The following is an 11,586-nucleotide window of genomic DNA, read 5'->3' on the forward strand; positions in this document are numbered from 1 at the left end:
ATGTCTGCTGCCTACTCTATCGATATCAAGAAAAGTATCGTCGATGCGGTACTCGCCGGGCTGATTTCGCTGATCGTGTTCGGTCCGATCGTCGGCGTGGTCCTCGACGGCTACAGCTTCAACCTGCAACCGGCGCGTGTCGGCATCCTGGTGGCCATTGTGATGGTCGGCCGGTTTGCCATGAGCCTGTTCCTGCAAACCCCCAAGGGCCTGCGGATTCTGCAGGGGTTTGAAAGCACCGGCTCCGGTGTGCATGTACTCAAGCCAGACTACAAGTCGCGCCTGCGCTGGATCATCCCGGCGTTGATCGTGATTGCCATCGTGTTCCCGTTCTTCGCCAACAAATACCTGCTGACCGTGGTGATCCTCGGCCTGATCTACGTGTTGTTGGGCCTGGGCCTGAACATCGTGGTGGGCCTGGCCGGGCTGCTCGACCTGGGTTACGTGGCGTTCTACGCCATCGGTGCCTATGGCCTGGCGCTGGGTTATCAGTACCTGGGTTTGGGCTTCTGGTCAGTGCTGCCACTGGCGGCCATTTGCGCGGCGTTGGCGGGGTGCATACTCGGGTTCCCGGTGCTGCGAATGCACGGTGATTACCTGGCGATCGTGACCCTGGGCTTCGGTGAAATCATCCGCCTGGTGCTGAACAACTGGCTGTCGTTCACTGGTGGCCCAAATGGCATGCCGGTGCCGTCGCCAACGTTTTTCGGCCTGGAATTCGTGCGCAAGGCGAAGGATGGCGGGGTGCCGTTCCACGAGTTCTTCGGCATCGACTACAACCCCAACTTCAAATTCCTGTTTATCTATATCGTGCTGTTCCTGGTGGTGCTGCTGGTGCTGTACATCAAGCACCGCCTGACCCGCATGCCGGTGGGCCGCGCCTGGGAAGCCTTGCGCGAAGATGAAATCGCCTGCCGGTCGATGGGCCTCAACCACGTACTGGTGAAGCTCTCGGCGTTCACCATTGGCGCTTCGACTGCCGGTTTGGCCGGGGTGTTTTTTGCCAGCTACCAAGGCTTCGTCAACCCGTCGTCGTTTACCTTCTTCGAGTCGGCGCTGATCCTGGCCATCGTGGTGTTGGGCGGCATGGGTTCGACCGTCGGCGTGGTGATCGCCGCATTCGTGCTGACCGTGGCGCCGGAGTTGCTGCGCAGCTTCTCTGAATACCGTGTGTTGCTGTTTGGCGTGTTGATGGTGGTGATGATGATCTGGCGACCACGAGGCCTGATTCGCATCAGCCGTACCGGTGTAGTCCCACGCAAAGGAGTGGCGCCATGAGCAAGGAAGTCGTCCTCTCTGTGGAACACCTGATGATGCACTTCGGTGGCATCAAGGCCTTGAGCGATGTGAGCCTGCAGGTCAAACGCAACTCGATCTTCGCCCTGATCGGCCCCAACGGCGCCGGCAAGACCACAGTGTTCAACTGCTTGACCGGTTTCTACAAAGCCTCCGGCGGCAAGATCGAACTCAATGTGCGCGGCAAACAGACCAACGTGATCCAACTGCTGGGCGAGCGCTTCAAGGTCACCGACTTTGTCTCACCGAAAAGTTTCTTCAGCCGGGTGTTCTACAAAATGTTCGGCGGCACCCACCTGGTGAACCGTGCGGGCCTGGCGCGCACGTTCCAGAACATTCGCCTGTTCAAGGAAATGTCGGTGGTGGAAAACCTGCTGGTGGCCCAGCACATGTGGGTCAACCGCAACATGCTCGCGGGCATCCTCAACACCAAGGGCTACCGCAAGGCTGAAAGCGATGCCCTCGACCATGCGTTCTACTGGCTGGAAGTGGTGGACCTGGTGGACTGCGCCAACCGCCTGGCCGGCGAGCTGTCCTACGGCCAGCAACGCCGCCTGGAAATCGCCCGCGCCATGTGCACTCGGCCGCAGATCATCTGCCTGGATGAGCCGGCTGCCGGCCTCAACCCCCAGGAAACCGAAGCCCTCAGCGCGATGATTCGCCTGCTGCGCGACGAACACGACCTGACGGTGGTGCTGATCGAACACGACATGGGCATGGTGATGAGTATTTCCGACCACATTGTGGTGCTGGACCACGGCAACGTGATTGCCGAAGGCGGCCCGGAAGCGATCCGCAACGATCCTAAAGTGATCGCGGCTTACCTGGGCGCTGATGAAGAGGAGCTGGTATGAGTGAGCCAATCCTCGAACTGAAAGACCTGGACGTATTCTACGGCCCGATCCAGGCCTTGAAGAAAGTCTCGTTGCACATCAACGAAGGTGAAACCGTGAGCCTGATTGGCTCCAACGGCGCGGGTAAGTCCACGCTGCTGATGTCGATCTTCGGCCAGCCACGGGCCGAGTCCGGGCAGATCATCTACCGCGGTGTCGACATTACCCACAAGTCGTCCCACTACATCGCCTCCAACGGCATTGCACAGTCGCCGGAAGGCCGGCGGGTGTTCCCCGACATGACCGTCGAGGAAAACCTGCTGATGGGCACCATCCCGATTGGTGACAAGTTCGCCACCGAGGACATGCAGCGCATGTTCGAGCTGTTCCCGCGGCTCAAGGAGCGGCGTAACCAGCGGGCGATGACCATGTCGGGCGGCGAGCAGCAAATGCTCGCCATCGCCCGCGCGCTGATGAGCCGGCCCAAGCTGTTGCTGCTGGACGAGCCGAGCCTGGGGCTGGCGCCGATCGTGGTGAAGCAGATCTTCGCCACGCTGCGGGAGCTGGCGTCTACCGGCATGACCATCTTCCTGGTGGAGCAGAACGCCAACCACGCGTTGCGTTTGTCTGACCGGGCGTACGTGATGGTCAATGGCGAGATTCGCCTCACAGGCACCGGCAAGGAGTTGCTGGTGAATGAAGAGGTGCGTAACGCTTATCTGGGTGGGCATTGATTGCTGATTCAGCGCTAATACCTGTGTGGGAGCTTCGGCTCCCACATTTGTTTTTGGGCTACCCGCAACGCTTTCCTGAAATTGTGGACAACAAATCCAGGCACCTGCCAAAGCGCGACATATAGCCGCCGCAAATCCCTGTTTTGTCACAGTTTTGACTTGTCCCCAACCGCTGTGGAACCGGCTGTGGGTAACGTGGGAGTAGCTGGCTGGAGGCCTTTGTTTTCGTGGCTTGCAGCGCGGTGGTTGTTTATTGACCAGTGACTTTTTCGCGACCGCCCGAGGGTTTTGTCAACCTGTTTAAAGACACAGGTATATGACTGGAATATGTCACGCCAGCCTGTGGATAAGTCTGTGACTAAACTCTGGAAAGAGTGCCGCAGAGGCCGGAATGACTGGCCTGGAGCCATCGTCCTGATTGCTCCGTTTTGCACCGGGCTACATACGGCTTGGCCAAGGTCAAGCAAAAAACTTTTTGAATCGCGCTGAAAGCCTTGTATACCGCGGCTCTCAGCTTTTGCAGTTGCCCCCAAAGACTGTGGACGGGGCTGTGGATAAGGTGCGCGCACATCGCTGCACGCCACGGTGGGTATGGGCTTTGAGTGATTGGTTGAATTTCGTACAGTATGAGCAGCGTTCACCTGTGTCCACAGCCTGTATCAGTTGCCGCCAGCCCGGCAGCCGGGCATTCTGCTGGCTGATTTTTTACCTCGTAGCCCTGCAAGGAGAACACCATGTCCAATACGCTGTTTATTACTGGCGCGACCTCGGGTTTTGGCGAAGCCTGTGCCCGGCTTTTTGCCGAAGCCGGCTGGAAACTGGTGCTCACCGGCCGCCGCGCAGAGCGTCTGAACGCCCTGTGCGCCGAGCTTTCCAAGCAGACCGAAGTGCACGGCCTGGTGGTGGACGTGCGTGACCGCAAGGCCATGGAGGAGGCGATTGCCAACTTGCCGCCGTCCTTCGCCACGCTGCGCGGGCTGATCAACAACGCCGGCCTGGCGGTGGGCACCGACCCGGCGCCCAAGTGCAGCCTCGACGATTGGGAAACCATGGTCGACACCAACATCAAGGGCCTGCTGACCACCACCAGCCTGCTGTTGCCGCGCCTGATCGCCCATGGCCGTGGTGCCGGCATCATCAACCTCGGCTCCATCGCCGGCAGCTACCCGTACCCGGGCAGCCACGTGTATGGCGGCACCAAGGCCTTCGTCAAACAGTTCTCGCTGAACCTGCGGTGTGATTTGCAGGGCACTGGCGTACGGGTGACCAACATCGAGCCGGGGCTGTGTGAAAGCGAGTTCTCGCTGGTACGGTTTGCCGGTGACCAGGCGCGTTATGACGCGACTTATGCCGGTGCCGAGCCGATCCAGCCGCAAGACATCGCAGACACGATCTTCTGGGTGCTCAACACACCGGCCCACGTGAACATCAACCGCCTGGAGCTGATGCCAGTGAGCCAGACCTGGGCCGGGTTTGCGATTGAGCGCGGCGCCAAGGCTTAAGTTCGTCGAGCTGTTGTGGCGAGGGAGCTTGCTCCCGCTGGGGCGCGAAGCGGCCCTGGCTTTTTTGGGGCGGCTTCGCAGCCCAGCGGGAGCAAGCTCCCTCGCCACAGGTTTTTGTCAGCCTTAAATATGCGGCAAATCGGCCAAAACAGGACATAAGGTACACTCCACCCCTGAAAACCCCGCCGCGCTGTGCGGTTCAAAGGTTTTGACAGGAGGATATGTGAGTAACCGAGGTGAGCAGTCGCTGCTCAAACAATCGACGATTCTGATGTTCGCGGTAGCGATCGCCGGGATCGTCACGGGTGTGGTGTCGGGCGCCCAATCGATTTTATTCGACGGCTTTTTCTCGCTGATCGCCACCGCCATCAAGGTGCTGATGCTGATCACGGCCAAGCTGATCGCCAAGAAAAGCAACGAGCGTTTCCAGTTCGGCTACTGGCACCTGGAGCCGATGGTGTTGCTGATCGAAGGCAGCTTTTTGCTGTTGATCGCCATCTATGCGTTTCTCAACGGTGTGTTCGGCATTATCAACGGCGGGCGCGATATCGAGTTGGGCCTGGTGATCATCTATGCGGCGGTGTTTACCGTCGTCGAGTTCGCCTACTTCTTCTATGTGCGTTACCGCAATCGCACGCTCAAATCGTCGCTGATCCAGTTCGACAACATCAGTTGGCTGGTGGACGCGATGCTGTCGGTGGGGCTGCTGGTGAGCTTCCTGGCCGCCTTGCTGCTCAAGTCCCAGGGCTATGGGCAATGGGCGGTGTACGTCGACCCGCTGATATTGATTTTGCTGGCGTTGAGCATGCTGGCGCCGGCCTTCAAGATCCTGCGCCCGGCGCTACGCGACGTGCTGGGGATTGTGCCGGACCAACTGGACGGCAAGGTGCGCGAAGTGATGGACGCGGCCCAGGCCAGGCATGGTTTTGACGACTACGTGTCCTATGTGCAGAAGCACGGTCGGGCGCGGTTTATCGAGATTCACGTGGTGCTGCCGGTGGATTACCCGGTGGATAACGTCGCCACCCTGGACAGGTTGCGCGAAGAGATATCCACAGGGCTGGGCAGGCCGGACGCGGCGCGCTGGCTGACGATCAGTTTTACCGGGGATCGTAAATGGATTGCTTGAGGGGCAATTAGACAGCTATCGCCGGCAAGCCGGCTCCTACATTTGATGTTTGAACCCATTCATCCGTAGGAGCCGGCTTGCCGGCGATAGCGCCCTGAAAATCAGCCGAGATACTCGACTAACCCCAGGTAGCACGTGGCCAAGTGGTAAGGGGTGGTCGACGGCATGTCCCGACGGCTCACTTGCCCCTTGGCATCCAGGCATTCGTTCCAGCCTTTGTCATGCAGGAAGCGCTGTTGCAGCGCCAGCAATTGGCGTTGCAGCACGGCTGCACTGGCGGGCCGCAAGGTCAGCGCCCGCAAGTATTCGGCCTGGGCCCAGATACGTTGGGTGCCATCGCGCACGGTGCCGTCCAGGGCCAGCATGCCGCTGACTGCCCCTGTCACGTTATCCACACCCTGTTGCTCGGCATAGGTGAACGCTTTGTTCAGCGATGTGTGCAGCGGCGTGCCGCGCAGCAAGTCTGAAGATTCCAGCAGGAAGAACCATTCGAACTGGTGCCCCGGCTCAAACCAGTTATCCACAGCGCCCAGCGGCTTTTCCATCATGACGCCGTGCTGGCGGTCGATGAAGCGCTTCTGCATGGCGTTGGCCAAATCCAGCAGCGCGTCTTGCGTCACGGCGTCTTCACGCACGGCCAGCGTGGCGAGGAAGCCCTCGGCCAGGTGCATCAACGGGTTCTGCAAAGGGCCGGACTTGAGGGATGACCAGCTACGCTCCAGCACCGCTTCGTACAGGCCGTCGCCGGTGGCGAAGCGTTCGGCGACGACTTCCAGGGCGGCATCGAGCACCGACTCCACCAGCGGCTCGCGCACTTTGGCCCAATAGTGGGCGCAGGCGAAGATGATGAAGGCGTGGGTGTAGAGGTCTTTGCGTTTATCCAGCGGCTTGCCGTGGGCGTCGATGCTGTAGAACCAGCCGCCGTGCTCGGCGTCGTGGAAGTGCCGTTGCAGGGAGCGGAACAGCGCGGCTGCGCGCTCTTCGGCAAAGGCGGCACCGGGCTCGCCGATCAGGCTGGCGAACAGGTACAACTGCCGTGCGCAGGCCATGGCGCGGTAGCGTTGCGGGGGCAATGGGCGGTGGTCTGCGTCCAGTGCCTCATAGGGCAGCGCCAGGTCGGCATTCCAACCCGGGCCTTGCCAGAGTGGCACGATCAGGTCGTTGAAGTGCGTCAACACGGCGGTCAATTGGGGCTTGAGGGCAGAGCTTGGAGCGATGGGCATCGGCTGGCGTCGTCACGGCAGGGGTGTTTGCGCGACATGGTATCAGGCTTGAGGTAGGTGGTGGCTGTGAGTCCGTCATCGCGGGCGAGCCGGGCTCCCACAGTTGACCAAGTACTCCTGTGGGAGCCGGGCTTGCCCGCGATGAGGCCATTGGAAACGCCGCAAATCTCAGGCAGCGAGCAACCAAACTCCGGTCGCCGCCGAGGCCGCGCCAGCAACCCGCACCAACGGCGCAGCCGCCGCCGGCAGGAAGCGCACCACGGCATAACCGGCCGCATGCAAGACCGCCGTCGCACCCACAAACCCTGCGGCATACGCCCAAGGGTTGGACATGTCCGGCAGCTCCAAACCATGCGCCACGCCATGGAACAGCGCAAACAGCGCCGTCGCCGCTACCGCCACGAACAACGGCGGGCGCACCGCCAGCGCCACCGCCAGGCCCAGCGCCAGCACCGACGCGGCAATCGCGCTTTCCAGCGCCGGCAATTCCAGCCCTTCAAAGCCCAGCATCCCGCCGATCAGCAGGGTGCCGACAAACGTGCACGGCAGCGCCCAGCGCGCCGCGCCTTTTTGTTGTGCGGCCCACAGGCCCACGGCAACCATCGCCAGCAAGTGGTCGATGCCGCCCAACGGGTGACTGATGCCGGCCACCAGGCCGTTGTCGCCATGGCCGGGGTGGGCGAAGGCGAGGGCGGGGGTGAGCAGCAATGCTGCGGCGGCGAGAAGTGTATTGAGGCGCATGGACAGGCTCCTTGTAGAGGTTGATCAGGCTGCGGTCAGCAAGCCCTGGCGTTCGATGAAGGCGACGATTTCTTCCAGGCCGACGCCGGTTTTCTGATTACTGAAGACGAAGGGTTTGCCGCCGCGCATGCGCTGGGTGTCGCTGTTCATCAGCTCCAGGGATGCGCCCACCAGCGGCGCCAGGTCGATCTTGTTGATCACCAGCAGGTCGGACTTGCAAATCCCTGGCCCACCTTTGCGCGGCAGCTTGTCGCCGGCCGACACATCGATCACGTAGATGGTCAGGTCTGACAGCTCCGGGCTGAAGGTCGCCGAGAGGTTGTCGCCGCCGGACTCCACGATGATCAGGTCCAGGCCGGGAAAGCGCCGGTTCAGTTGGTCCACGGCTTCGAGGTTGATCGAGGCGTCTTCGCGAATCGCGGTGTGCGGGCAGCCGCCGGTTTCCACGCCGATGATGCGCTCGGGCGCCAGGGCCTGGTTGCGCACCAAAAAGTCGGCATCTTCGCGGGTGTAGATATCGTTGGTGACCACCGCCAGGTTGTAGCGGTCGCGCAGGGCCAGGCACAGGGCGAGGGTCAGGGCGGTCTTGCCGGAGCCGACTGGGCCACCGATGCCGACGCGCAGGGGTTGTGTGTTCATATGCTTCTCCTAGGAACGGAACAGGCGGCTGTACTGGCGCTCATGGGCCATGCACGCCAGGGACAGGCCAAAGGCGGCGCTGCCGCAGTGATGGGGCCCGAGTTGGCTGGCGCTCTGCTGGGCTTTTTGCAGCAGCGGCAGCAGTTCACTGGTCAGGCGTTGGGCGGCTTGCTGGCCCAGGGGCAGGGTCTTCATCAGCACCGCCAGTTGGTTTTCCAGCCAACTCCATAGCCAGGCAGCCAGGGCGTCGTCGGGGCTGATCTGCCAGGCGCGGGCGGCCAGCGCCCAGCCCAGGGCCAGGTGCGGTTCAGGTTGGGTCGACAGAAATGCCCGCGCGGTCTCATCCAGTTCTGGCAAACCATTGAGCAGTTGGTGCAGGGAATAACCCATCTGGCGGCTTTCCTGATACAGCTCGCGGGTTTCGCGGCTGGCGCGGTGCTCTTCACACAACTGCGCAAGGCTTGGCCAGTCTTGTTCAGCGGCGGCCTTGCAGTGGGCGAGCAACAGCGGCGCCTCGAAACGCGCCAGGTTGAGCAACAGTTGATCGCTGATCCAGCGTCCGGCACTTGTCGGGTCGTTCACGCGGGCTTGCTCCACGGCCATTTCCAGGCCTTGGGAATAGCTGTAGCCACCAATCGGCAACTGCGGGCTGGCCAGGCGCAACAGCGCCCAGGCGGGGTTCACAGGCGTACGCCGAACTGGTGCAGCTTGGGCGGGTAGTTGAAGTCTTCGTCGCCGTGGCGCGAGTGATGATGCCCACCGCCATACGCGCCATGTTCGGGCTGGAACGGCGCTTCGATCGTTTCAGTGGTCGCGCCCAACTGATCAAGCATGGCCTTGAGCACGTAGTCATCAAGCAAGCGCAACCAACCGTCGCCCACTTGCAAGGCCACGTGGCGGTTGCCCAAGTGATAGGCGGCGCGGGTCAGCTCAAAGGCATTGGGGCAGGTGACGTGCAGCAGTTGTTCAGGGCGCGCCCGCACGCGTACGACACGTCCGTCTTCGGCCTGTAGGCATTCACCATCGTGCAGCGGCGGCTGGCCGCGTTCCAGAAACAGGCCGACGTCTTCTCCCTCGGCACTGAAACAACGCAGGCGGCTTTTGCTGCGCGCGTCGAAATTGAGCAGCAACTCGGCGGCCCAGACGGGTTCGGGGGCGATTCGGCGGTGGATCACCAGCATCAGGAAAGCTTCCAGCTATGAGCGATAAGCAAGCTAGAGCAAGGGTCTTGCCAACCACGCGGGGAGTAGGATTTCCCTGTAGGCAGGCGGCATGTGCCACCTGATGGCGCAGGAAATTATTCCAAAATGTTTCATTTTGGTGCGCCAGTGAATTTATAGCACCGGTTTCGAGCGTCAGGCGTTGAATTGCGCTGCGTGCTGCATGAAATTTCTTTCATCTTTTGGGAGGTCGAGTTATTTCGGATTTTTCCCACGCTGTAACAGGATTCGCCGCTCATCAGGTTACGCGCTGTTTCATTAGGATTCCGCTCCGTCATTAATCTTCAGCGGTTTCGAGCATGTACAAGTCATTTTTCTGTTTATTGATTGTCAGCCTTTCGCTGGCTATTTCATCCGCATCCGCCAATTTCCAGCCGCCGGTCGCGTTCCACACCTCATCGTCGATCGACAGCGTGATCGACCGCGCCCACGCACTGTTGGGCACGCCTTACAGAATGGGTGGGACATCGGTAGCCCAAGGCTTCGATTGCAGCAGCTTCCTGGTGTACTTATTCAAGACCGAAGCCAACATTAATCTGCCCCGTACCACGAGCGCGATGCACCGCTCGACAGCCGCCACGGTCCGGCGCGAGGCATTACAGCCCGGTGATGCGGTGTTTTTCAGGGGCAATGGGCGCGGCCAGGTCAGCCACGTCGGTCTCTATATCGGTGAGGGCAAATTCATACACTCGCCGCGCACCGGAAAAAACGTGCGCATCGACTCACTGGCGAACAGCTACTGGAACCGCAACTACACCACCGCCAAGCGTTTCCATAGCGTGCGCTGAGTTATTCGGTGCTGCCCAGGCCTTGCCAGTGCTTGAGGCCGATAAAGATAAAGCGCAGTTGCTGGGTGATTTTCGCTTGAGGTGTGAGGTGCGCAGGCAACGCTGCGGCGGGCGGGTCGATGATGTCGGGCAGGGTGGCAAACACGCTCTTGACGATCAGGTCGGCCATCACGTGCAAGCCGTCGGCATCCAGGTGCTGGAGCTTGGGCATCAGGGTCAGGTCGGCGGCCAGGTCGCTGGCGATGTCTTCACGCAGGGCGCCAATCGCTTGGCGAACCGCCAGGCTGCCACCGTATTGCTCACGGGCCAGAAACAGGAATTGCGAGCGGTTGGCGGCGACCACGTCGAGGAAAATGCGTACCGAGGCGTCAATGATGCCGCCCATCACAAATTCATTGTGGCGCACCAGGCGAATCGTTGCCCGAAAGGTCTGGCCGACTTCACTGACCAAAACCAGGCCCAGCTGATCCATATCGGCAAAGTGACGGTAGAAACCGGTGGGCACGATGCCGGCGGTCTTGGCCACTTCACGCAGGCTCAGGCTGCCGAACCCACGGCCACACTCCATCAGATGGCGGGCTGCGTCCATCAGGGCGAGTCGGGTCTGTTGCTTCTGTTCGGCGCGGGGCAGCATTGGCAGGCGGGCTTTGTGGATAAGGACAGCGACGCACTCTAGCAAATCAGCTTTGCCAGCGTCGAACTTCAAAAGGGAGAAGGGCGTTGCGGTTCACACAAAGTCAAAGCCCGATCGGGTGATCGGGCTTTTTTCCAGGGCCAGCACGGGCTTAGCTCGCGGCTTGATGCAGTTCGTTCACACGGTCAGAACCACCTTCAGCGACAGCACCGGCATAAGCGCGTTCGTTGGCTTGTTCAGCACCGCCTTCAACCAGACCTTTCTGTTCCAGGCGATCACGGCCACCTTCGGCAACAGCGTTGCGTTCCATCAGGCGATCAGCGCCACCTTCAACCAGGCCTTTTTGTTCCAGGCGGTTACGGCCGTTTTCTACAACACCTTCGGTGTAAGCGCGTTTGTTGGCGTTGTCCGAACCGTTTTCAGTGATGCTGCCGTTGTAGTCGGTGTTGTTCTTGTCCGAAGCACCGCTGCGGGCCAGGGTTTGGCTTGCGTGGGAAGCATCGGCTTTCACTTGCGGGGTGGCCTGTTCAGCAGCTGGCAGGGCAAATGCGCTGGTGGCCAGGACGGAGAGTACAAAGCTTGCGAGTAATTGGCGTTTCATGAGGGTTGCTCCTAGGGAGTGCGATAAATTGGGTACAGGGCTAATGCTACTCTTGATAAGTCGATATAAAAGTTCATAAACACAATGGTAATAATCAACAGAATTGATTGTTCCCTGCGAAGGCTCTATCTCGCAGGTCTCAAGCCCGCGCTTTTGCACCGTGGTGGGTATTTTCGACACGATCGTGGGTAACAACGGTGCGTCGCTGATGATTGGAGCGGTCTGGTTGGTCAGAAACGATGGTTT

Annotated in this window: 13 protein-coding genes; 6 read left to right on the forward strand and 7 right to left on the reverse strand. The window is 60.6% G+C overall.

What is annotated here, in order from left to right; translation table 11 throughout:
* The 5 genes from livM (at window position 1) to RGV33_RS02765 (ending at window position 5,494) form a co-directional block, all read left to right on the forward strand.
* Window positions 1-1,278 (forward strand): high-affinity branched-chain amino acid ABC transporter permease LivM, encoded by a 1,278-nt coding sequence (gene livM, locus RGV33_RS02745; RefSeq protein ID WP_322143012.1) that lies wholly within the window; start codon window positions 1-3, stop codon window positions 1,276-1,278.
* Window positions 1,275-2,150, forward strand: a complete 876-nt coding sequence (locus tag RGV33_RS02750) for an ABC transporter ATP-binding protein (protein WP_076018031.1) — start codon at window positions 1,275-1,277, stop codon at window positions 2,148-2,150. The genes livM and RGV33_RS02750 overlap by 4 nt, the downstream gene beginning before the upstream one ends.
* Window positions 2,147-2,863, forward strand: coding sequence for an ABC transporter ATP-binding protein (locus RGV33_RS02755; protein WP_010173912.1), 717 nt, complete (start codon window positions 2,147-2,149; stop codon window positions 2,861-2,863). The genes RGV33_RS02750 and RGV33_RS02755 overlap by 4 nt, the downstream gene beginning before the upstream one ends.
* A gap of 734 nt (window positions 2,864-3,597) precedes the next feature.
* Window positions 3,598-4,365, forward strand: a complete 768-nt coding sequence (locus tag RGV33_RS02760) for an SDR family oxidoreductase (RefSeq protein WP_177083147.1) — start codon at window positions 3,598-3,600, stop codon at window positions 4,363-4,365.
* 223 nt (window positions 4,366-4,588) lie between these two features.
* A complete protein-coding gene (locus RGV33_RS02765; RefSeq protein WP_322143013.1) occupies window positions 4,589-5,494 on the forward strand; it encodes a cation diffusion facilitator family transporter in 906 nt (301 codons plus the stop codon).
* A gap of 101 nt (window positions 5,495-5,595) precedes the next feature.
* On the opposite strand, the gene RGV33_RS02770 is transcribed toward RGV33_RS02765, so the two are convergent.
* From RGV33_RS02770 to ureE, 5 genes are all read right to left on the reverse strand, one after another.
* Window positions 5,596-6,717, reverse strand: coding sequence for an AGE family epimerase/isomerase (locus RGV33_RS02770; RefSeq protein WP_322143014.1), 1,122 nt, complete (start codon window positions 6,715-6,717; stop codon window positions 5,596-5,598).
* A gap of 168 nt (window positions 6,718-6,885) precedes the next feature.
* On the reverse strand, window positions 6,886-7,458 hold the full coding sequence (locus RGV33_RS02775; RefSeq protein ID WP_322143015.1) for a HupE/UreJ family protein: 573 nt from the start codon (window positions 7,456-7,458) through the stop codon (window positions 6,886-6,888).
* Window positions 7,459-7,482: 24 nt separating this feature from the next.
* On the reverse strand, window positions 7,483-8,097 hold the full coding sequence (gene ureG / locus RGV33_RS02780) for an urease accessory protein UreG (RefSeq protein ID WP_322143016.1): 615 nt from the start codon (window positions 8,095-8,097) through the stop codon (window positions 7,483-7,485).
* A gap of 9 nt (window positions 8,098-8,106) precedes the next feature.
* Entirely contained in the window at window positions 8,107-8,781 is a 675-nt protein-coding gene (locus RGV33_RS02785; RefSeq protein WP_322143017.1) for an urease accessory protein UreF, read from the reverse strand.
* Window positions 8,778-9,278, reverse strand: a complete 501-nt coding sequence (gene ureE, locus RGV33_RS02790) for an urease accessory protein UreE (protein WP_322143018.1) — start codon at window positions 9,276-9,278, stop codon at window positions 8,778-8,780. The genes RGV33_RS02785 and ureE overlap by 4 nt, the downstream gene beginning before the upstream one ends.
* 338 nt (window positions 9,279-9,616) lie before the next feature.
* Between ureE and RGV33_RS02795 the strand changes: the two genes are divergently transcribed.
* Window positions 9,617-10,105: a C40 family peptidase gene (locus RGV33_RS02795; protein ID WP_322143019.1), complete on the forward strand. Its 489-nt coding sequence runs from the start codon at window positions 9,617-9,619 to the stop codon at window positions 10,103-10,105.
* A 1-nt stretch (window position 10,106) separates the two neighbouring features.
* On the opposite strand, the gene RGV33_RS02800 is transcribed toward RGV33_RS02795, so the two are convergent.
* Both RGV33_RS02800 and RGV33_RS02805 read right to left on the reverse strand, forming a co-directional pair.
* Window positions 10,107-10,739 (reverse strand): TetR family transcriptional regulator, encoded by a 633-nt coding sequence (locus tag RGV33_RS02800; RefSeq protein ID WP_322143020.1) that lies wholly within the window; start codon window positions 10,737-10,739, stop codon window positions 10,107-10,109.
* Window positions 10,740-10,890: 151 nt separating this feature from the next.
* Window positions 10,891-11,340: a hypothetical protein gene (locus RGV33_RS02805; protein WP_322143021.1), complete on the reverse strand. Its 450-nt coding sequence runs from the start codon at window positions 11,338-11,340 to the stop codon at window positions 10,891-10,893.
* Window positions 11,341-11,586 lie beyond the last annotated feature (246 nt).

Source organism: Pseudomonas sp. Bout1 (genome assembly GCF_034314165.1).
Classification (GTDB): Bacteria; Pseudomonadota; Gammaproteobacteria; order Pseudomonadales; family Pseudomonadaceae; genus Aquipseudomonas.

Bases quoted from the DNA above. Each gene is read 5' to 3' on its own strand.
- RGV33_RS02750 (WP_076018031.1), top strand. From the start codon at position 1,275: ATGAGCAAGGAAGTCGTCCTCTCTGTGGAACACCTGATGATGCACTTC.
- RGV33_RS02805 (WP_322143021.1), bottom strand. From the start codon at position 11,340: ATGAAACGCCAATTACTCGCAAGCTTTGTACTCTCCGTCCTGGCCACC.
- livM (WP_322143012.1), top strand. From the start codon at position 1: ATGTCTGCTGCCTACTCTATCGATATCAAGAAAAGTATCGTCGATGCG.
- RGV33_RS02775 (WP_322143015.1), bottom strand. From the start codon at position 7,458: ATGCGCCTCAATACACTTCTCGCCGCCGCAGCATTGCTGCTCACCCCC.
- RGV33_RS02770 (WP_322143014.1), bottom strand. From the start codon at position 6,717: ATGCCCATCGCTCCAAGCTCTGCCCTCAAGCCCCAATTGACCGCCGTG.
- RGV33_RS02800 (WP_322143020.1), bottom strand. From the start codon at position 10,739: ATGCTGCCCCGCGCCGAACAGAAGCAACAGACCCGACTCGCCCTGATG.
- ureE (WP_322143018.1), bottom strand. From the start codon at position 9,278: ATGCTGGTGATCCACCGCCGAATCGCCCCCGAACCCGTCTGGGCCGCC.
- RGV33_RS02795 (WP_322143019.1), top strand. From the start codon at position 9,617: ATGTACAAGTCATTTTTCTGTTTATTGATTGTCAGCCTTTCGCTGGCT.
- ureG (WP_322143016.1), bottom strand. From the start codon at position 8,097: ATGAACACACAACCCCTGCGCGTCGGCATCGGTGGCCCAGTCGGCTCC.
- RGV33_RS02760 (WP_177083147.1), top strand. From the start codon at position 3,598: ATGTCCAATACGCTGTTTATTACTGGCGCGACCTCGGGTTTTGGCGAA.
- RGV33_RS02755 (WP_010173912.1), top strand. From the start codon at position 2,147: ATGAGTGAGCCAATCCTCGAACTGAAAGACCTGGACGTATTCTACGGC.